At 38.7% G+C, this 19,120-nt stretch carries 19 protein-coding genes; 10 read left to right on the top strand and 9 right to left on the bottom strand.

What is annotated here, in order from left to right:
• Positions 1-13 precede the first annotated feature (13 nt).
• The 7 genes from BLS33_RS04140 to BLS33_RS04110 all read left to right on the top strand — a co-directional run bounded on the left by BLS33_RS04140 (position 14) and on the right by BLS33_RS04110 (position 7,885).
• On the top strand, positions 14-1,825 hold the full coding sequence (locus tag BLS33_RS04140; RefSeq protein ID WP_089885544.1) for a RagB/SusD family nutrient uptake outer membrane protein: 1,812 nt from the start codon (positions 14-16) through the stop codon (positions 1,823-1,825).
• Between the two features lie 256 nt (positions 1,826-2,081).
• Positions 2,082-2,894 (top strand): enoyl-ACP reductase FabI, encoded by an 813-nt coding sequence (locus tag BLS33_RS04135; RefSeq protein WP_089885542.1) that lies wholly within the window; start codon positions 2,082-2,084, stop codon positions 2,892-2,894.
• A gap of 63 nt (positions 2,895-2,957) precedes the next feature.
• Positions 2,958-3,974 carry a glycosyltransferase family 2 protein gene (locus BLS33_RS04130; RefSeq protein WP_089885540.1) on the top strand — a complete coding sequence of 339 codons (1,017 nt, stop codon included), beginning with the start codon at positions 2,958-2,960 and terminating at the stop codon, positions 3,972-3,974.
• Complete coding sequence (locus tag BLS33_RS04125) at positions 3,971-4,930, top strand: CdaR family protein (protein WP_089885538.1); 960 nt, start codon at positions 3,971-3,973, stop codon at positions 4,928-4,930. The genes BLS33_RS04130 and BLS33_RS04125 overlap by 4 nt, the downstream gene beginning before the upstream one ends.
• Positions 4,927-5,517: a dephospho-CoA kinase gene (coaE, locus tag BLS33_RS04120; protein ID WP_089885536.1), complete on the top strand. Its 591-nt coding sequence runs from the start codon at positions 4,927-4,929 to the stop codon at positions 5,515-5,517. Before BLS33_RS04125 ends, coaE begins: the two co-directional genes overlap by 4 nt.
• Positions 5,518-5,590: 73 nt before the next feature.
• Positions 5,591-7,171, top strand: coding sequence for a sensor histidine kinase (locus BLS33_RS04115; RefSeq protein ID WP_089885534.1), 1,581 nt, complete (start codon positions 5,591-5,593; stop codon positions 7,169-7,171).
• A 6-nt stretch (positions 7,172-7,177) separates the two neighbouring features.
• Positions 7,178-7,885: a response regulator transcription factor gene (locus BLS33_RS04110; RefSeq protein ID WP_089885532.1), complete on the top strand. Its 708-nt coding sequence runs from the start codon at positions 7,178-7,180 to the stop codon at positions 7,883-7,885.
• Positions 7,886-7,955: 70 nt separating this feature from the next.
• Here the strand turns inward: BLS33_RS04110 and BLS33_RS04105 are convergent, their stop codons facing one another.
• From BLS33_RS04105 to BLS33_RS04075, 7 genes are all read right to left on the bottom strand, one after another.
• Positions 7,956-8,456: a gluconokinase gene (locus tag BLS33_RS04105; protein ID WP_089885530.1), complete on the bottom strand. Its 501-nt coding sequence runs from the start codon at positions 8,454-8,456 to the stop codon at positions 7,956-7,958.
• A complete protein-coding gene (gene miaA, locus BLS33_RS04100) occupies positions 8,449-9,372 on the bottom strand; it encodes a tRNA (adenosine(37)-N6)-dimethylallyltransferase MiaA (protein WP_089885528.1) in 924 nt (307 codons plus the stop codon). Before miaA ends, BLS33_RS04105 begins: the two co-directional genes overlap by 8 nt.
• A complete protein-coding gene (locus BLS33_RS04095; protein ID WP_089885526.1) occupies positions 9,372-10,208 on the bottom strand; it encodes an ion transporter in 837 nt (278 codons plus the stop codon). The genes miaA and BLS33_RS04095 overlap by 1 nt, the downstream gene beginning before the upstream one ends.
• Positions 10,209-10,211: 3 nt before the next feature.
• Positions 10,212-11,555, bottom strand: coding sequence for an exonuclease domain-containing protein (locus BLS33_RS04090; protein WP_089885524.1), 1,344 nt, complete (start codon positions 11,553-11,555; stop codon positions 10,212-10,214).
• Between the two features lie 40 nt (positions 11,556-11,595).
• Positions 11,596-12,255, bottom strand: coding sequence for a YggS family pyridoxal phosphate-dependent enzyme (locus BLS33_RS04085; RefSeq protein WP_089885522.1), 660 nt, complete (start codon positions 12,253-12,255; stop codon positions 11,596-11,598).
• Between the two features lie 55 nt (positions 12,256-12,310).
• Complete coding sequence (locus BLS33_RS04080; RefSeq protein WP_089885520.1) at positions 12,311-13,201, bottom strand: 3-hydroxyacyl-CoA dehydrogenase family protein; 891 nt, start codon at positions 13,199-13,201, stop codon at positions 12,311-12,313.
• Between the two features lie 151 nt (positions 13,202-13,352).
• Positions 13,353-14,312 carry a Gfo/Idh/MocA family protein gene (locus tag BLS33_RS04075; protein WP_089885518.1) on the bottom strand — a complete coding sequence of 320 codons (960 nt, stop codon included), beginning with the start codon at positions 14,310-14,312 and terminating at the stop codon, positions 13,353-13,355.
• 141 nt (positions 14,313-14,453) lie between these two features.
• On the opposite strand from BLS33_RS04075, the gene BLS33_RS04070 reads away from it, so the two are divergent.
• On the top strand, positions 14,454-15,095 hold the full coding sequence (locus tag BLS33_RS04070) for a protein-L-isoaspartate(D-aspartate) O-methyltransferase (protein WP_089886226.1): 642 nt from the start codon (positions 14,454-14,456) through the stop codon (positions 15,093-15,095).
• 132 nt (positions 15,096-15,227) lie between these two features.
• Here the strand turns inward: BLS33_RS04070 and smpB are convergent, their stop codons facing one another.
• On the bottom strand, positions 15,228-15,692 hold the full coding sequence (gene smpB, locus BLS33_RS04065) for an SsrA-binding protein SmpB (protein ID WP_089885516.1): 465 nt from the start codon (positions 15,690-15,692) through the stop codon (positions 15,228-15,230).
• Between the two features lie 103 nt (positions 15,693-15,795).
• Between smpB and BLS33_RS04060 the strand changes: the two genes are divergently transcribed.
• The gene (locus tag BLS33_RS04060; RefSeq protein WP_089885514.1) at positions 15,796-16,557 is read left to right on the top strand and encodes a DUF6503 family protein; all 762 of its coding nucleotides are present in this window, start codon (positions 15,796-15,798) and stop codon (positions 16,555-16,557) included.
• Here BLS33_RS04060 and BLS33_RS04055 read toward each other — a convergent pair.
• A complete protein-coding gene (locus BLS33_RS04055; RefSeq protein WP_089885513.1) occupies positions 16,535-17,080 on the bottom strand; it encodes a SixA phosphatase family protein in 546 nt (181 codons plus the stop codon). The genes BLS33_RS04060 and BLS33_RS04055 overlap by 23 nt on opposite strands.
• 241 nt (positions 17,081-17,321) lie before the next feature.
• Here BLS33_RS04055 and BLS33_RS04050 point away from each other — a divergent pair, with 241 nt between their 5' ends.
• Complete coding sequence (locus BLS33_RS04050; protein WP_089885511.1) at positions 17,322-19,115, top strand: PorP/SprF family type IX secretion system membrane protein; 1,794 nt, start codon at positions 17,322-17,324, stop codon at positions 19,113-19,115.
• Positions 19,116-19,120: the final 5 nt, after the last annotated feature.

Genomic DNA, 19,120 nt, shown 5'->3' with positions numbered 1-19,120 from the left:
ATTAAAGAATATTATGAAACAAGTAATATATAGAATCAAAACCATAGGCATATGTGCATTTATTGCACTAGGTGCCCTATCATGTGATAGTGAGGAATTTCTTGAAAATGAAAATAAGTCGATACTCACAGATCAAACACAATGGTCTTCTGAAGCCAATGCCGATATTTTTATAAATGATGTGTACAGTGAAATTCCTAGAATTTCGACCTTATCAGAGCAATTGGATTACTATACCGACGATTATAACATCAGTCACTATTATACTGCATCGAACTGGAGACAAGGAATCTGCCAGGCCCCGGGGTCAAGTAATTCTAGTCCGTGGGGAGGTACTTACGGGCCGACCAATGGGTATACCTGGGAGACCTTTTTTGTTAAGCTTAGAAAGTGTAATACAGGTATTCAAAAACTAGAAGAGAATAAAGAGAATTTCTCATCTGAATATTATAGCAAACGAATAGATGAACTTAAGTTTTTAAGGGCATTCTTTTACAGTGAATATTTTGTTCATGTTGGCGGTCTGCCAATTTTGACCGTGCCTTTGGATCGTAACACTATGACCGAAGAAGAGCTGCTTACACCAAGGGCAACGTTTGAGGAAACATTTAATTTTATTACTGGTGAACTGGAAAGTATTGTAAGCAACGGTGCTTTAGACATTAAGTACGAAAATGGGAATGGTGATGCAGGGCGTGCCACATTGGGCGCTGCTTTGGTCTTGAAAGGATGGATCGAGCTTTTTGCGGCAAGTCCACTGTTCAATAGCGGCACAACTTATCTCGCCGATCCAGACAACTTTGTACATTTTGCTACTGCAGATCCAGGACGTTGGGCACGTGCAGCTGCCACCAATAAAAAGTTCATGGATGAATTTGGAGGAACATACGGCTTGTTCGGTGATCTTCCGAATCTTTGGAGAGCCTCGAACGAATATAATTCCGAAATTATCTGGGATCGTCAAATAGTCGCCAATGTAGGTGGAATGGGTACGAATTACGAAAGACGTGGAGGCCCTACCTATGTTTTGGGTCAGTATATGACTTGGGGCAATTACAACCCTACACAAGAATTGGTCGATGCATTTGCCATGAGCAATGGGAAACCTATTACAGACCCTACTTCAGGTTATGATCCGCAGAACCCTTATGAAAATAGGGAGAAGCGGTTTTATGATTTTATTGTCTATGATGGGGCGCCTTACAAATTAGATTGGATGCCTGAGGAAGACGTAATCTACACTCGTATTGATGAGACTTATGCGAATCCTGATAAAACCAATCAAATCGACCTTGCAGGTTCAACTGATGTTGGTGATTCGGGCTATTATCAAAAGAAACGTTTAAATCCTGATGCCGCACCCGGAAATGATGCGAGTGGACAGAACGATGTTTTTTACAGATATGCAGAAGTTTTGTTGAACTATGCCGAAGCTCAAAATGAGGCTGTGGGTCCGGACCAATCGGTGTATGATGCAATCAATAGTATTCGTGATCGATCAGATTTGCCGAATCTTGACGCAGGTTTGACGAAAGATGAAATGCGCGACATAATTCATAATGAACGAAGGGTGGAACTTTGTTTTGAGAATAAGCGATATTTTGACAATAAACGCTGGCAGAAACAAGAAGAGACTATGGGTGTGCCTCGACATAATATGGTGATTCGTAACTCGGTACCCTCCGATAATTCTGGAGTCTGGGTATACAGTGTTGAAGAAGAAGTGAAGTTTACCGCGAAGTTTGAACCCCGACAATATATGAGCCCACTTCCACAAAACGCTATTGATCAAAACCCGAATGTAAAACAGAATCCGGGGTATTAATTCGAGCATGTTTTAAATCGGTTGTAATTAAATAATAAAGAAAGAATATGAGGTTTCTGGTTTGAATCTTAGATTGAAAATTCTTTATAATATGGTATTGGTCGTTGGGAGCATCTTTGATGCTCCCAACTTCATTTTAGCGGATATGGAAGCCGGAATATGAATTAAAAATTGAACATTGTTTTTTAGATGATGGTTTTGCTTTCATTTTAATATCTTTGATTTTATTTAATTCGTAATAAAGAAACCGAATAATATGGCATATAACTTACTGAAAGGAAAAAGAGGAATTATTTTTGGGGCACTTGATGCCAATTCCATTGCATGGAAAACCGCTGAACGTGTCCATGAAGAAGGGGGAACCTTCGTCTTGACGAATGCACCGATTGCTATGCGTATGGGACAAATAAAAGCCTTGGCGGAAAAGACAGGTTCTGAAATAATTCCTGCTGATGCAACCAGTGAGGAAGATTTGGCCAATTTGGTAGCGAAAAGCACTGAAATACTTGGAGGGAAATTAGATTTTGTACTCCATTCCATCGGAATGTCGGTAAATGTGCGCAAAGGACGGTCTTATATGGATGAGAATTATGATTTTACAGCCAAGGGCTGGGATGTTTCGGCGTTATCTTTTCATAAGGTGATGCAGAGCTTGTATAAAGCAGATGCCATGGCTGAATGGGGAAGTATTGTTGCGTTGACCTATATCGCCGCGCAGCGTAGTTTTCCCGATTATAATGATATGGCCGATAACAAGGCTTATTTAGAGTCTGTCGCCCGTAGTTTTGGATATTTCTTTGGGAAGAACAAAATGGTACGTGTTAATACGATTTCACAATCACCAACGGCCACTACTGCTGGTCAGGGTATCAAAGGTTTCAATGGCTTCATCAATTATGCAGATAAGATGTCCCCATTAGGAAATGCTACTGCCGATGATTGTGCCGATTATACCGTAACCTTATTTTCTGACCTTACGAAAAAAGTAACCATGCAGAATCTTTTTCACGATGGTGGTTTTTCAAATACAGGCGTTAGTCAAGAGGTTATCGAAGAGTTTTCAAAGTAAGAAGATTTCGATTTTTATCATAAGCCATCCCGAAGGGGTGGCTTTTATATTGTACTTTAAGCAATGGAGTTATCGTTTTCTTTTATAATACCAGTTTTCAATAGACCTGATGAAATTAGGGAATTGTTGGAGAGCCTTTCTAAACAAAGCTATCAGAAGTCCTTTGAAATTGTTATTGTAGAAGATGGCTCTACTCAAAGTTCTGAATCCGTTGTCGAAGCGTATTCCGGCAAATTGATGATTTCATATTACAAAAAGCCGAATTCTGGCCCTGGTGATTCAAGAAACTATGGCATGAAGAAAGCGAAGGGCAACTATTTTATTGTTTTAGATTCCGATTGTGTGTTACCGCCCCAATATCTGGTGGAAGCTGAAAAATCACTCGAAGAGAATTTTGTGCATTGCTACGGTGGACCCGATGCCGCCCATGAATTGTTCAGTACGGTACAAAAGGCCATTAACTACGCCATGACATCACTTTTGACAACCGGAGGCATTCGGGGTAACAAAACAGCCGTGGGCAAGTTTCAGCCGCGTAGTTTCAATATGGGAATTTCAAAAGAAGCTTTTGAAAACGTCGGTGGTTACGGAAATATTCATCCCGGAGAAGATCCCGATCTGACCTTCCGTATTTGGGAAAAAGGCTACGAGACTAAATTGATATCAAAAGCTTTTGTGTTTCACAAACGCAGGATCGATTGGAGGAAGTTTTATATACAAGTCAATAAATTTGGTATGGTAAGGCCTATTCTAAATAAGTGGCACCCTTCTACAGTAAAAATAACGTACTGGTTTCCTACTTTTTTCTGTTTAGGGTTTTTGGTCGCAGTGCTACTTTTTATTTTTGGTCTGACATTACCACTTTGGTTATACGCTGTTTATTTTGTTTTACTTTTTGTAGATTCCCTACTTAAGAACAAAAATATTTCGGTGGCATATTTATCAGTAATTGCGGCAATAATTCAATTTGTAGGATATGGTTACGGTTTTTTAAAATCGACGCTTTACATTAATTTTACCGATAAGGAACCGCAAGAGTTGTTTCCGAAATTATTCTTTGAGCAAAAAGCAGCAACGTGATTAAAAAAATCAAAAATATCCTGAAAAAGCGAAAGGTCAAGGTCTTTCTTGTTTTTCTGCTTTGCTCGAGCATGATATGGTTCATTAATAACCTTTCAGAGTCGTACGTCAATTATGCAACCTTCGACCTTGAATATATTAATGCACCGGATAGTCTGCTCTTGGCAGATATCTCGAAGGCAAACGTTAATGTGAAATTAAAGGCGGTCGGGTTTCAGTTTTTGGGTTTTAATCTAAAGAATAAAAAGATACTTATCGATTTGTCTACTGTGGAGAAGGAAGGTTCAAATTTTTATATACCCCATACGGTTTTTAGAAAGCAGATAGAAAGTCAACTGCCAGGCTCTATGTCTTTACTTGAAATGGATAAAGATACCCTGTCATTTAATTTTTATAGCACAGAAACTAAGAAGGTAAAAGTCAAGCCTAGGCTTAGAATCAATCTTGCCCAGAATTATCTGTTGGATGGTGATTTGAAAATTGAGCCAGATTCGATTACCATTACGGGGCCGAAAAATGAAATAGATTCTATAAATGATGTTAGCACTCTAAAACAAAACCTTACGGACTTGACATCGGATTTTTCCAGAACAGTAGAAGTTTATAAATCCCCAGAATTGAAAAATACCGTTTTTTCAACAGGTACAGTTCTTGTCTCTGGCGCAGTAGCGCGATTTTCAGAGAAAATACTGGAAATACCGATCAAGGTTATCAATGAACCCAAAGGAATGCAAGTCAAGATATTTCCTGATAAGGTATCGGTCGTATGCAAAGCCAAAATTGATGAATTAAAACAATTGCAAAGTTCAGATTTTCAAGTAACGGCTGACTACGGGACAGTTGAAAATGGCAATTTGAAAATGCTTGAACTCGTATTGGCGAAAAAACCTAAAAATATCCACAGCGCCCGCCTAAACGAGAAAAATGTCGAATTTATATTGACGAAGAAACAATGATTGTAGCATTGACCGGTGGTATTGGCAGTGGTAAGACCACTGTTGGAAAAATGTTTACAGAGCTCGGTGTGCCTGTGTACAATTCAGATCAATGGGCCAAGCAATTAATGACTTCCTCCAAGAAGGTAAAGAAAGCAATTATACGATTGTTGGGGGAACAGTCGTATAAAGACAAGGAACTGGATAAAAAGTTTATCGCCCGAGCGGTTTTTAATAATAAGAGCTTGTTGCAAGAGTTGAATAAAATTGTGCACCCTGCCGTACGCGAACATTTTTCTTCTTGGGCGCGTAAGCAAGATTACCCATATGTGATTCAAGAAGCCGCGATTATTTTTGAAAATAAGGGGCACGAGTTCTACGATAGAATTATTCTGGTTACGGCACCCCAAAAGCTTAGGGTCGAACGGGTGGTTTCGCGTGATGGGGCTTCGGAAAAGGAGATTTTGGCGCGCATGGACAATCAATGGTCCGACCAAAAAAAAATCGACCTTTCCGACTTCGTTATTGAGAACGTCGATCTCAAAACTACCAAAAGGGAAGTTGAAAGCATTCATAATCTGTTACTTAACCAATCTGTACAATCCTAAATTTTAACATTTTTGTTAAGGTTTGGTTAAACGTACAAAGTGCTAAATGTTAAATCTTTAATTTTACAATAAGATGAATAAGAGGTTGTTTGTTCTTTTGGTAATCTTGATGAGCCTCTCACTTATAGGAATCATCTTTGTTCAAGTTTTCTGGATCAAGCAATCGGTAGATGATAAGGAAGATCAGTTTTCCAATACGGTTACCGAAGTTTTGAACGAGGTTACCGAAAAAATTACGAGTAGGGAAATAAAGGATTATTCCGAGCGATACTTTGAACTTAGAGATAGTGTAGGAACCCCCAGTGGCGCTCACCTTAAGAACTTTTCTTTTATTGAAAGAGATATGAATTCCAATGAAATCCGGCTATACGAGCACGGTATTTTAGAGGAAGACTATAATATAGCATCTACGTTCTTTGACAATGGTAGCGGAGACGATACCACGACAATTAAAAATTTCAAAAGTAAGCGAACCACCACTATTTTTAAAGAAGATTTTGGTCTTGATGGTAAAGGATATCGGTTGGACGCGGTACAAAAACTGGAGAAAATTGGTGGGTTGACCTCCGTTGAAAAGGCCGTATTTGAAGATGTATTCAGCGAGTACGCCAAAAAGGAACCAATTCATAGAAGGGTTTCAAAGCAGGAAATCGAGTTGCAATTGGACCGTGAGCTCAAAAACAGGTCATTGGATATAGATTTTGAGTACGGAGTTTACAGTAATGGTCTTCCGACCCGGGTGAAATCGCGAAAATTTAAGCTTGGAGAAAGCACGATTTATCGGGCACCAATGTTCAAGGATAGTGAGGGCAATTCTAATTTTTCCCTGTTAATCTCCTTTCCTAAGAAGAAAGGTTTCTTGATAAGTTCAATCTTGAACATGGCTATTTTGTCATTAATGTTTACGTTGATCATTGTTGTTGCTTATGCCGGGGCTATTCACCAACTAATCAAGCAAAAACAAATTTCAGAGATAAAATCTGATTTTATAAATAATATGACGCATGAGTTTAAGACCCCTATTGCGACTATAAATTTGGCGGTCGAGGCTATAAAGAATCCCAAAATTATAGGGGATCAAGAAAAGATATTGCGGTATTTACAGATGATAAGGGATGAAAATAAACGAATGCATGCCCAAGTAGAAAATGTACTGCGCATATCGAAATTGGAAAGAAATCAACTAGATATAAGTAAGGATAGGGTAGATGTACACGACATAATACAAGATGCTATAGCACATGTCGAATTAATAGTTGGAGATAAGGGGGGCTATATAAAAACCCATTTTAAGGCAGAAAGAACTGACGTTTTGGCCAATGAAATGCATTTTACCAATGTAATTGTCAATGTCTTGGACAACGCGGTTAAGTATTCACCTGACGCTCCGAAGATTGATGTTTACACCGAGGTTGCGAAGAATTTCATAATAATTAAAATAGTGGATCAAGGTGCAGGAATGAGTAAGGCGGTCTTGAAAAAAGTATTTGAAAAGTTCTATCGCGAACATACCGGGGATGTGCACAATGTAAAAGGACATGGTTTGGGTCTGGCTTATGTAAAACAAATAATAGAAGATCACCAAGGAGAGGTGTATGCAGAAAGTGAAAGAGGTAAAGGAAGTACTTTCTATATAAAACTACCTTTAATTTAATAATGTATGGAAACAATAAATAAGAAAATACTTTTAGTCGAAGATGATCCGAACTTTGGAATTGTCTTAAAAGATTATTTGTCAATGAACGATTTTGACGTCACTTTGGCGAAGAATGGAATGGAAGGATTTGAAAAATTTAAAAAGGATAATTACGACGTGTGTATACTTGACGTGATGATGCCTTATAAAGATGGATTCACCCTGGCCAAGGAGATTCGTGAAAAAAATGAGAATGTGCCCATAGTCTTTCTTACCGCCAAAACGATGAAAGAAGATGTTCTAAAGGGTTACAAGGCCGGGGCCGATGACTACTTGAACAAACCGTTTGATTCTGAAGTTTTATTGGTAAAGCTTAGAGCGATTCTTCAAAGAAAGGCGTCGAACACTTTGGCGGATAGTAAAAAATTCGAATTCAAAATCGGAAATTTCCATTTGAACTCTAAATTGAGATTTTTGAAGTATAAAGATGAAGAAGCTATAAAATTATCTCCTAAAGAAAATGAGTTGTTACGACTTTTAGCCCTTCACGAGAATGATTTGATGCCTAGGGAATTGGCGCTCACCAAAATTTGGAGAGACGATAATTACTTCACATCACGTAGTATGGATGTCTATATTGCCAAATTAAGAAAATACTTAAAACGTGATGATGTCGTAGAAATCTTAAACATTCACGGAGAAGGTTTTAGGTTAGTGGTGAAAGAGGAGTAAACACTGCTAGCATAAAAAAAATACACAAAGCATCCATGCAAATGGGTGCTTTTTCTTTTTACGGATGTTCTTATGGTTGATTTTTTAATTTCTGTAATATTTCCGCCAAAATATTCTCAGGTGTCTGGTCGATGGATACCGATAGGGAGTCATTTGGTATTTCCAAGGTTTCAAATTGTGATTTAAGCAGGTCAGGAGGCATAAAATGCCCTTTTCTTTTCTGCATCCTATCTAAAATTTTTTCAAAAGATCCTGATAAAAACAGAAATACTGCTTTGTCTTCCACCCCTTTTTGTAGAATATTACGGTAGGATTGCTTTAGTGCCGAGCAAACGATTACCGCTCCGTTTTCACTATTTTCCTGCGACAGGGCATTCAACCGTAAGAGCCAACTTTTGCGGTCTTCGTCGTTTAAAGGATGCCCGGCGGCCATTTTTTTTACATTTTCTTCCGGGTGGAAATCATCACCATCATAGAACGGAATCGCTAGTTTCTTAGCGAGTAATTCACCAATGGTGGTTTTTCCCGAACCGGAAACTCCCATAACATAATAAATTTTTGCCTTAGCCATGAGCTAGTTCTTTTAATTTAATATTTATTGCCTCAACGGTGGCTTCAACAGAAGTTTGGTGGTCAAGTCGCAACATTTGTTCATCTTTTCTAAACCAGGTCAGCTGCCTTTTTGCAAATCTTCTGGTATTTTTCTTGATTTCCGATACGGCAAAATTTAGGTCCCATTGTCCATCCAAATAATTGAAAAGTTCCCTGTAACCTATGGTTTGCAATGCATTCTGGTCTTTATGTGCATATACCTTCTCTGCTTCGCGCAAAAGCCCTTGCTCCATCATAATATCCACTCTTTTTTCAATACGGTCGTAAATTACTGCTCTATCGGCAAAAAGTCCTAAGGTTATACTTTTAAAAGGCCTGCTTGGCTTTTCTCGATTTAAAAAAGTGGAATAAGGCTTGCCAGTGCCCAAACAGATTTCTAAAGCACGTATCACCCGATGTGGGTTCTCTAAATCTACTCGGGTACTATAGTCGGGATCTAAGTCTTTAAGCATTTTTTGAAGACTCTCGATGCCTTCGTGTTCTAACTTTTCAATTAACTCTTGACGTATTTTAGGAGAAACCGTGGGGAAGTTATCTAAACCCTTTGTAACGGCATCGACATAAAGACCACTGCCGCCAACCATAATAACGACTTCCTTTTGCTTAAAAAGCTCTTTTAACGCCGCCATGGCATCCCGCTCAAAATCACCCACCGAATACGTTTCAAAAATACTTTTATGCTGAATAAAGTGATGATTGACGGTTTGTAATTCTTTTGTAGTAGGAACAGCCGTACCAATACTTATTTCTTTATAAAATTGGCGCGAATCGGCTGATATGATTTCGGTGCCATAGTAGTTGGCCAAGGCTATCGCCATGCTCGTTTTTCCGATGGCCGTGGGACCTACGATACAAATCAAGAGCTTATCAGCCATTAATCGTCACTTAATTTATGCCCGCATTTTCTGCAATACTGTGCGTCTGAACGTATAATGTCAGCACCACAATCTGAACAAGATTGACCTTCTCCAAGACTATTGTCTTTCAGTGCCTTTGAGGTATATTCAGCAGATACAATACCTGTTGGTACAGCTATTACCCCATACCCGATAATCATGATAAGCGTGGCTAAAAATTGGCCTAATGCGGTCTCGGGTGAAATATCTCCATAACCAACCGTGGTGAGCGTAACAATGGTCCAGTATACGCTATGGGGAATGCTGGCGAAGCCATGCTCAGGCCCTTCGACCAAATACATAATGGTACCTAGCAAAACCGAAATGATAAGAACAAAAAAAACGAATACGAAAATTTTGGTTCGACTGGCCCTTAGTGCCCTGGCCAAATTATTGGATTCACCAACAAAACGCACCAATTTTAGAATTCTGAAAACACGTAACAACCGAAGGGCCCGAAATGCGGTAATAAATTGCGCGCTGATAACAAAAAAGGACAAGTATTTGGGTATGGTGGATAATAGGTCGATTATTCCAAAAAAACTGAAAATATATTTTTTAGGTTTGTTGATACAAATAATACGAAGTATGTACTCTATCGAGAAAAGAATAGTGACGACCCATTCGGTTGTATTAAAGAAGGCATGGTATTTTGCATCTAGTCGGGGTATGCTTTCCAACATGACTATTATTACACTGAAAACAATAAGTACTAACAGCGCAACATCAAATAATTTACCTGCAGGCGTATGAGTACCGTATATTATTTCATGTAGGGTGCTTCGCCACCCCTTATTTGGTTTGAGCCTTTTCAAATTCTAAATATCTAGTTCCAATATTTTTATAACCCTACGCTTTCTCAGATACGATTCGATAATATGCTTGGCATTCGCACTAGGTGTCATTGGGGTAATAATTGATTCTAAGATATGAATATTATTGATTTGATGATTTAAATTGTAATATCCCAGTCCCTGAAAACTCCCGTTTTTAATAAGAATAGCGCTGTATTCGCCTACGTCACGGCCTTTGTCTACAATAATGATATTTTTTTGACCCAATGAGTATTTATCAAATACCCGTTCTATCCGCTCATTGTATTCACTCGCTGTTTCCTTGATACTATCTTGGGAACAGTCTGTTTTATCGTCTGAAATCTCATTTAATTCTGAACAGAGCTCAAATTCTTCGGTCACTTTTTTTATAAAATTCTTTGCGCTATCTAGGCTACTAAAAGTAGTAATCTTATTTTGGGACCTGAAGTTGGATGCTTCAATTCGCAATTCTCGATAGCCCAACTCGTTCGTATTCGTATAAACAATATGTGAGAATAATTTTTGAGACTTTGACCGTCCATATTTTGGTCTATTACGAGAAATTTCTTCATTTTCTTTTAACAGAGCCACCAGTTCACTACCCGTTTTTTCAAAAGTTATTTTCTTGGTTTCTTTCTGGAGCTTTCTAGCCCTTTCCCCATTTTTTGTGAAATGCTGGTTTACCCGCTTTTTAATATCACTGCTCTTGGCTAAAAAAATGATATCACCATCTTTATTATGCACGTAAAAAACACCTGTCTCTGAAGGCATCTCTTTTACAATGTCCAGTTGGCGAGGCGAAAGTTCGCCATGGGTCTCTTTGCGAACGATATCTTTAATGATAGTCTTATCAGTATCCTTGGCGAGCAATAGCTTAAAGAGTTTCAATGTAGCAAGGGCATCGCCATTTGCCCGATGCCTGTCGGTAACCGGTATGCCCAAAGATCGAACCAGTTTGCCCAAACTATGAGATTCGGCTTCCGGAATTAATTTCTTGGAAAGGTCAACGGTACATAGTGTTTTGCGCTCAAAATTGTATCCCAATCTTCGAAATTCGGTACGCAAGATGCGGTAATCGAATTGAGCATTATGAGCCACCAATATTGTGTCTTGGGTAACTTCGACAATACGTTTGGCTATTTCATGAAACTTAGGTGCCGTACGCAACATTTTATTGTTGATGCCGGTAAGGTTGACAACAAAAGGCTGTATTTCCTTTTCAGGATTCACCAAACTTATGAACTTATCGACTACCTGATGACCATCGAATTTATGAATTGCAATTTCGGTGATGCCTTCTTCATTGTATTTGCCCCCCGTTGTTTCTATATCTAAGATTGCGTACATGCAGTTCTAAATTCAAATTTGAATTATGCCCCTATCAGGTCTAATATGTGTTTCGTTCCCCAAAGATACTACTTCCGATGCGTACCATGTTACCACCTTCTGCAATAGCAATCTCGTAGTCGCCACTCATGCCCATAGATAATATGGATATGCTTGGTAGAAAAGTCTTTGTTTTTTCGAACAAAGTCTTTAGCTTTTTAAACTCTCGCCTTACTTGTTCTTTATCAGTTGTAAAGGTGGCCATACCCATGAGACCCTTAATTTCTATGTTTTTCAATTCATGTAATTCCGGGTTTTGTAATAGGTCGTTCAACTCTTTTTCATCAAATCCGAATTTGGTGTCTTCCTCTGCGATATGTATTTGTAATAGACAGGATATGGTACGGTCATGTTTTTTTGCTTGTTTGTCAATCTCTTTTAACAATCGAAAACTATCGACGCCATGAATCAAAGAAACGAACTCCGCCATGTATTTTACCTTGTTTCGCTGAAGATGGCCAATCATATGCCATTGGATGTCTTTGGGTAATTTTTCCCATTTGGCAACCATCTCTTGAACCTTGTTTTCCCCGAAAATTCGTTGGCCCGTGCCATAAGCTTCTTGAATCATTTCGTTGGGTTTCGTTTTAGAAACTGCAACCAGGGTCACATGATTTTCGAGATTTTTTTTAATATGGATCAGGTTATCTTTAATTGACATTTGGTATTATAATTTTCGATTTATTATTTGCTTCGAATTTCTCATACAAGCATTGTTACACAGCAAACTGATTAGCTACCTTTTCGGCCTTTTTAGAAGTGGCATAGTCATAAAACCCTTCTCCTGATTTGACGCCCAGTTTTCCAGCGGTGACCATGTTTATTAGTAGGGGGCAGGGGGCATATTTGGGGTTTTTAAATCCTTCATACAATACATTTAGTATGGAAAGGCATACATCAAGACCAATAAAATCAGCAAGCTGTAAAGGCCCCATGGGATGTGCCATACCCAATTTCATTACCGTGTCGATTTCCGTTACACCAGCAACACCGTGATACAAGGTTTCAATCGCCTCGTTGATCATAGGCATTAAAATACGGTTGGCCACGAAACCGGGGTAGTCGTTGACCACTGTTGGCACTTTGTCTAAATCTTTTGCCAGTTTTTTAATTTGGTCAGTTGTCGCGTTCGAAGTATTGTACCCTCGAATAATTTCTACCAATGGCATTATGGGCACCGGATTCATAAAGTGCATGCCGATAACTTTTTCGGGTCGCTGGGTGGCCGAAGCAATTAGGGTAATGGATATTGAGGATGTATTAGTGGCCAAGATTGTTTGGTCACCACAATGTACATCTAGTTCTTTGAAAATTCTTAGCTTTAAATCAACGTTTTCTGTGGCCGCTTCAATTATCAGATCTACATTTTCGATTCCTTTGACTAATTCGGTATAGGTCAAAATTCCGTTTAAAGTATTGATCTTATCGCTTTCAGAAATTTTATCTTTCGCCAACATACGGTCAAGGTTATTGGAAATTGTAGCAACACCTTTGTCGAGTGCTTCTTGCGAGATATCTACTAAATTAACCTTGTAGCCTTTTTGGGCAAAGACATGGGCAATTCCGTTACCCATAGTGCCAGCACCTATAATTGCTATTTTTTTCATAATCCAGTGTTATTTCAATTGCGTTTAAAGAGATAGTATTCTTGCTTCCATTTTGAAATCACAAATTGTTTAAACGGTTCCAGAAAACTGAAATTCGACCGTTGACCATTTGGTTGTCTCTTGAAAAGCTACTACTTAAAGACCAGTTATTCTAAAAAGAAGCAATGATTTGCAATGCCACCTTTAGTGCTTTGGTGCCCTGCTTAAGAGTGACAACAGGCTGGGTATTCGTGGTAATGGCCTCGGCAAAGGTCTCTAGTTCATCCAATATGGCATTGTTTGTGGCAATATCCGGATTTTCAAAATAGATTTGTTTCTTTATACCTTCCGCATTCTGCAAAATCATATCGAAATCACCGGTCTTTTCCGGTGCATCTTTCATTTTTACGACTTCTACCTTTTTTTCCAAAAAATCTACTGAGATATAGGCGTCTTTTTGAAAGAAACGGGATTTTCGCATGTTTTTCAACGAAATTCTACTAGCCGTTAGATTGGCCACACACCCATTTTCAAATTCTATGCGCGCATTGGCAATGTCAGGAGAATTGCTGATCACTGAAACGCCACTCGCGTTGATTTGGGCCACATCTGAATCTACGACACTAAGAATTGCATCAATATCATGAATCATTAAATCGAGGACAACGGGTACATCGGTGCCGCGTGGATTGAATTCCGCTAGGCGATGTGACTCAATAAACATCGGATTTTTAATTTTGTTTTTGACTGCTGCAAAGGCAGGGTTGAATCGTTCAACGTGTCCTACCTGCCCTTTTACATGATACTTTTCCTCGAGAGCCAATAATGCTTCGGCTTCTTCCAAGGTGTTTGTAATAGGTTTTTCGATAAAGACATGTTTCCCTTTTTCCATTGATCTTTTGGCGCAATCGAAATGAGAAAGGGTAGGGGTGACAATATCGACAACATCTACTGCGTCTATCAGGCTATTGATGTTTTCAAAATAGCGATAGCCAAATTCCTCGGAAACTTTTTTGCCATTGATTGCATCAGAATCATAGAAACCAATTAAATCGTACTTTTCAGATTGGTTTAGCAATCGCAGATGGATTTTTCCTAAATGTCCTGCTCCGAGAACACCGACTTTAAGCATAATTTAGATTTTTATCAAAAATAAGGAGATTAAATCGGAATTTATCAATTGTCGTTGAGTTAATAGTTCGGACTATTTTCTGAAAATTGAATTGACCATTACCTGTTTACTTTTATACCTTTGTATATTAAAACCAAACCATTGAAAGATACCTTAAAGCATCGGGGAATGCGAAATAAATTGGCTGATGTGCTTATTAAAAAAGGCATCACCGATAAAAAAGTGCTTGATGCAATTCGTAGCATACCCCGGCATTTGTTTATCGATAGTAGTTTTGAAGGCCATGCCTATCAAGACAAGGCATTTCCCATCGGTGCCGAGCAGACCATTTCGCAGCCCTATACTGTTGCCTTTCAAACTGAATTGCTCGAAGTTAAGTCTGGTCATAAAATTTTGGAAATTGGTACCGGCAGCGGTTACCAAACGGCGGTATTGCTGAAGATGAACGCAAAAGTGTATACCATCGAGCGTCAGCTACTACTCTTTAAAAAGACCAAAATTTTCTTTGACAAAATGGGCTATCGACCTAAAAAGACCATATTTGGAGATGGCTACAAAGGGTTACCCGAACAGGCTCCGTTTGATGGCATTATCGTTACAGCGGGAGCTCCTGAGGTACCGAAGGCATTGTTGTCACAGTTAAGTATAGGGGGGCGATTAGTGATACCTGTAGGTGTCGATGAGCAGATTATGACTTTGTTTATACGAAATTCAGAAAAGGAATTTGAAAAAAAAGAGTTCGGCTCTTTTCGATTTGTTCCATTGTTAGCTGATAAGAATTAGGGGTGTTTTATTTGGCGCTATCAATAGATTAAAATCTTCCTTTCTTTTGAGTGCTTACTAATCAGTGAGCTAAGGGCGCAACACTTGTCGAAAATATAAGGACAAGTAAAAGTAAAAGTTGTAATAGGTATATTAGTTATTGAAGTTTTTCTTGATTCGATCCAGGTCTCGTTTGTTGTCGCGATCTTTCATCGTTTCACGTTTGTCGTATAACTTTTTTCCTTTGGCCAAAGCGACATTCAGTTTGGCCAGACCACGGTCGTTTAGAAAAAGATTCAGAGGTATAATGGTCAACCCCGAGGTGTTTACCTCTTTTTCCAACTTTTTTAACTCACGTTTATTTAATAGAAGCTTTCTTTCGGCCTTGGGTTTGTGATTGTAATGTGATGCGTGTGAATATTCATCAATTTGCATATTGATGATAAAGAGCTCCCCATGATCATTGAATTCACAGAAGCTTTCTGAAATAGAAGCTTTGCTCTCGCGTATGGATTTTATTTCAGTTCCCGACAAAACGATACCGGCCGTATATTTATCCAGTATTTCGTACTCGAAACGGGCCCTCTTATTTTTAATGTTGATTTTTTGCTGCTGCATAAGAGAACAAAAATAGGAACAATAATTCTATATGCAATTTTCCGGAAAAAGAATAATTCTGTTAAGATAACAGTATTTTTGCGTCTTATTTAAAAAATACCATATGTACAGAGTGATAGCCATTCTTATTTTTTTAAGTATTGTATCTTGTAAAGAAGACAAAAAGGAGAAATCCAGTATCTTGTCAGCGCAGCAAATTGTAGATAGAAGTATTGAGGTTTGCGGAGGCGATTTGTATAAGACAACTGAAATTGCATTTGATTTTAGGGACAAAACCTATATTTTGGAGGGTAGACAAGATCAAAGAATTCAAAAGAGATTGACAGTTAGTGATTCGGCCATAGTTACCGATGTTGTCGAAAATCAAACTTTCAAACGTTTTATAAACGATAGTTTGGTCAGTGTTGCAGATTCCATGGCAACAAAATATTCCAACTCAATAAATTCAGTACATTATTTTGCGTATTTGCCCTATGGCTTAAATGATCCGGCGGTAAATAAAGAGCTATTGGAGGAGGTTCGAATAAAGGAAAACGATTATTATAAAGTCAGGGTAACATTTGATCAAGAAGACGGAGGAGTGGATTTTGAAGATGTTTATCTTTATTGGTTTAATAAGCAGACCTTTAAACCCGATTACTTGGCCTATGAGTTTTTTACAGATGGAGGGGGTATGCGTTTTAGGGAAGCGTACAACGAACGTTTCGTTAACGGAATTCGTTTTGTAGACTACAAAAATTACAAAACCGTAGATAAAACCATCCCAATAGGTGAAATTGACAGTCTATTTGTTGCCAAACGATTAGAATTGTTATCCAACATCGAATTAAAAAATATCGAAGTTATTCCGGACAATTACAATTGAATTCCAATCGCATATCGGTTACGGTACCGTTGATTATTTGAACAATATATAAGCTTCCATTGTCGGTATCATCCATTTGGGAGTATTTGTTATCCCCGATCATTTTGTTCACAAACTCTGGCGTTGTATTACTATGACCTACTACCAGAACTTTTTTATTCAAATTATCAATTTTGAATTGTTGAATGTTTACATCCTCTAGATTATAATATTGTAACGAGAGCTCTTTTTTTACCGACAAGGGTGCAGCTGTCATTGTGGTTCTTTTGTAATCGGTGGTATAAATGGCGTCAATATTGATGTCTTTTAAAATTTCAGCCCAATGCATCGCCCTTCCTAAACCTTTTTGGTTCAATTCAGGATTTGAATTCTCGGGATCCGTCTTATCCTTTTCGGCATGACGGATAAAGTAAAAAGTAGAAATTGATGGTTCTACATAGATTTCTTCCAAAGGCTTATCATCCTTACATCCGATAATGGCTATTGTAAGAAATAGAAATAGGGTATGTTTTATTAATTTCATTGGTATGGGTTAGAAAGTTTCCTTGGGTCAAGTGGTCAACTGGGCAGTGGTGTATAAATAAACCATTTTTAAATTGTCCAATGGGCCGCTTTTTTTCCATAAGGGCTGAAAAACATTTATTCTCACTTAAATTGTGGCTAATGTAAGAATGGTTTTGTTGGTTAAAAAAAACTTGTTAAATTATAAACTAAAATTACAGAAAAATAGTATGTAGGATTGTCGGTTTTTTGTTCTTTTGTATATGTCTAAATTCTGGATTTTTTTTTTCATTTTTTCGACGGCGCTCGTCGTCCGTTCCCAAGAGGTCTCTTTACCTGTTGATTTTCGGCAGCATAATCTTGTCGAGTACAACTCAAGCTTGTTCAACCCCACCTTCTCATTAGACTACAATTATCCGCAGTCTATTGCTTTATGGACACGTTGGCAATGGCAAAGTGTAGATGTGGATCCTACAACGTTGTTTCTGAATTATTCTAGAAAATTGAATGATGTTTCCTCTATTGGAGCAGCTTTTTTTCAGCAAAATACGGGACTTTTCTTTAATACTGGGGGGGCTGTAAATTACGCCCGCACTTTCGATTTAAGCCCAAAGATAAAGCTGGCGGTAGGTGCGAACGTTTTTGGTTTTAAACAAGAATTAGCCGATGAACGTTTTCAGGCCGACCCACAATTACCGTTTCCCGACCTTGCGCCATCCAATGATTTTATACTTCAATTGGCTCCCGGTGTTCGCCTTTCAGTTGATAATTTTTCGTTCAGTCTATCTTCGGAGAACTTGTTCGATTATAATTTTAAGGACAAGGGGCAAAATACCGCATCTTCAGACAAAATATTTTTAGGAATGGCTTCTTACGACTTTCCTGTTGGTATGAAGATGGATTCGACAGCTTTTTTCAGACCCCGAATTTATTTGAGAACCGTACCTGGGATGTCTAATCAAATAGGAATGGGTGCCCTTTTTAGCACGAGCAAATATTGGACGCAATTGGGCTATAACAATTTTTATGGGGCCTCGTTCGGTGGGGGAGGTACATTTTTCAAAAGGGCATCGCTAGGGGTTTTGATGGAATTTGGAACAAGTTCAACAATGAGGGACAAAGACCCATCATTTGAAATTGTTTTGGGTTACTTCTTGGGAAAACCAGAAGCAAGAAGGACACAGCTTAGGTTGGAGGAAATAGAGGAAAATCCTTTAGAGGAAGTCGTCGGGAATGAAAAGATAAAGGAAGAGCTTGAAAAAGCTGAGGCTTTGGCCAATGAAAAAGAAGATGTTGAGCGAGCTGAGGAAAAACAAAGGAAGAAGGAAGCTAAAGAACTTGCGGCCCAAGAAAAGAAAATGCGTAAAGATTCATTAGCTGTAGCCAAGAAACGGGAAGAAGCCTTGGCTGTTGAGCAGAAAGAAGACAAAAAACAAAAAGATATAGTTGCGGTCCAAGCTGAAAAGGAAGCGCAAGAAAGGGCTAAGAAAGAGGCGTTGGCCTTGGCCAAAGAACAGGCTGAAGAACAAAAAGTTGCCCAAGAACGAGCGCTGGAGGCGAAAAAAGCAGAAGCAATCAAGGTGGCCGAACTTGAAAAACAGCGATTGGACTCCATTGCTAAAGCAAAAGAAAATGAAGCCTTGGCCGAGGCACAGAGAATCGCTCAAATAAAACAAGATTCTGTGGCCAATCTGGCACGTTTAGCCGCCGAGGAATTGGCAAAAAAAGAGCAGGTGCAAGTTGCTGAAAAGCAAGATGAAGCCGAAAAACCCAAGGCAGGGGAGAAGTATGAGGAGGTCAAAACAGAAGATGGCCTCAAACCTGGTTATTATCTAATTACGAATGTTTTTGGAACGAAGAAATACTTTGAGGCCTTTATGGCCGACTTAGAAAAGAGAGGGTTGGAACCAAAGTCCTTCCTTCGCAGTAAAAATAAATTCCACTATGTATTTCTCGAACGTTATCAAACTATGGGTGAAGCCAGGGAGGCACGAGACAGTAACTATGGTGGGCGCTATAAAGAAAAAACTTGGATATTTAGAGTAAAAGGAGAGTAGTGAAT

It is taken from the genome of Kriegella aquimaris (assembly GCF_900103215.1).
Classification (GTDB): Bacteria; Bacteroidota; Bacteroidia; order Flavobacteriales; family Flavobacteriaceae; genus Kriegella; species Kriegella aquimaris.
The sequence above is the reverse complement of the archived record's forward strand: the minus strand, read 5'-3'. Positions and strand labels throughout refer to the sequence as shown.

What these genes read in the sequence shown, in the direction of transcription:
- BLS33_RS04105 (WP_089885530.1), bottom strand. Translation starts at nt 8,456, where the DNA reads ATGGCTAAGGCAAAAATTTATTATGTTATGGGAGTTTCCGGTTCGGGA.
- coaE (WP_089885536.1), top strand. Translation starts at nt 4,927, where the DNA reads ATGATTGTAGCATTGACCGGTGGTATTGGCAGTGGTAAGACCACTGTT.
- BLS33_RS04140 (WP_089885544.1), top strand. Translation starts at nt 14, where the DNA reads ATGAAACAAGTAATATATAGAATCAAAACCATAGGCATATGTGCATTT.
- BLS33_RS04050 (WP_089885511.1), top strand. Translation starts at nt 17,322, where the DNA reads ATGTCTAAATTCTGGATTTTTTTTTTCATTTTTTCGACGGCGCTCGTC.
- BLS33_RS04135 (WP_089885542.1), top strand. Translation starts at nt 2,082, where the DNA reads ATGGCATATAACTTACTGAAAGGAAAAAGAGGAATTATTTTTGGGGCA.
- BLS33_RS04080 (WP_089885520.1), bottom strand. Translation starts at nt 13,201, where the DNA reads ATGAAAAAAATAGCAATTATAGGTGCTGGCACTATGGGTAACGGAATT.
- miaA (WP_089885528.1), bottom strand. Translation starts at nt 9,372, where the DNA reads ATGGCTGATAAGCTCTTGATTTGTATCGTAGGTCCCACGGCCATCGGA.
- BLS33_RS04090 (WP_089885524.1), bottom strand. Translation starts at nt 11,555, where the DNA reads ATGTACGCAATCTTAGATATAGAAACAACGGGGGGCAAATACAATGAA.
- BLS33_RS04075 (WP_089885518.1), bottom strand. Translation starts at nt 14,312, where the DNA reads ATGCTTAAAGTCGGTGTTCTCGGAGCAGGACATTTAGGAAAAATCCAT.
- BLS33_RS04110 (WP_089885532.1), top strand. Translation starts at nt 7,178, where the DNA reads ATGGAAACAATAAATAAGAAAATACTTTTAGTCGAAGATGATCCGAAC.
- BLS33_RS04085 (WP_089885522.1), bottom strand. Translation starts at nt 12,255, where the DNA reads ATGTCAATTAAAGATAACCTGATCCATATTAAAAAAAATCTCGAAAAT.
- smpB (WP_089885516.1), bottom strand. Translation starts at nt 15,692, where the DNA reads ATGCAGCAGCAAAAAATCAACATTAAAAATAAGAGGGCCCGTTTCGAG.
- BLS33_RS04055 (WP_089885513.1), bottom strand. Translation starts at nt 17,080, where the DNA reads ATGAAATTAATAAAACATACCCTATTTCTATTTCTTACAATAGCCATT.
- BLS33_RS04130 (WP_089885540.1), top strand. Translation starts at nt 2,958, where the DNA reads ATGGAGTTATCGTTTTCTTTTATAATACCAGTTTTCAATAGACCTGAT.
- BLS33_RS04060 (WP_089885514.1), top strand. Translation starts at nt 15,796, where the DNA reads ATGTACAGAGTGATAGCCATTCTTATTTTTTTAAGTATTGTATCTTGT.
- BLS33_RS04115 (WP_089885534.1), top strand. Translation starts at nt 5,591, where the DNA reads ATGAATAAGAGGTTGTTTGTTCTTTTGGTAATCTTGATGAGCCTCTCA.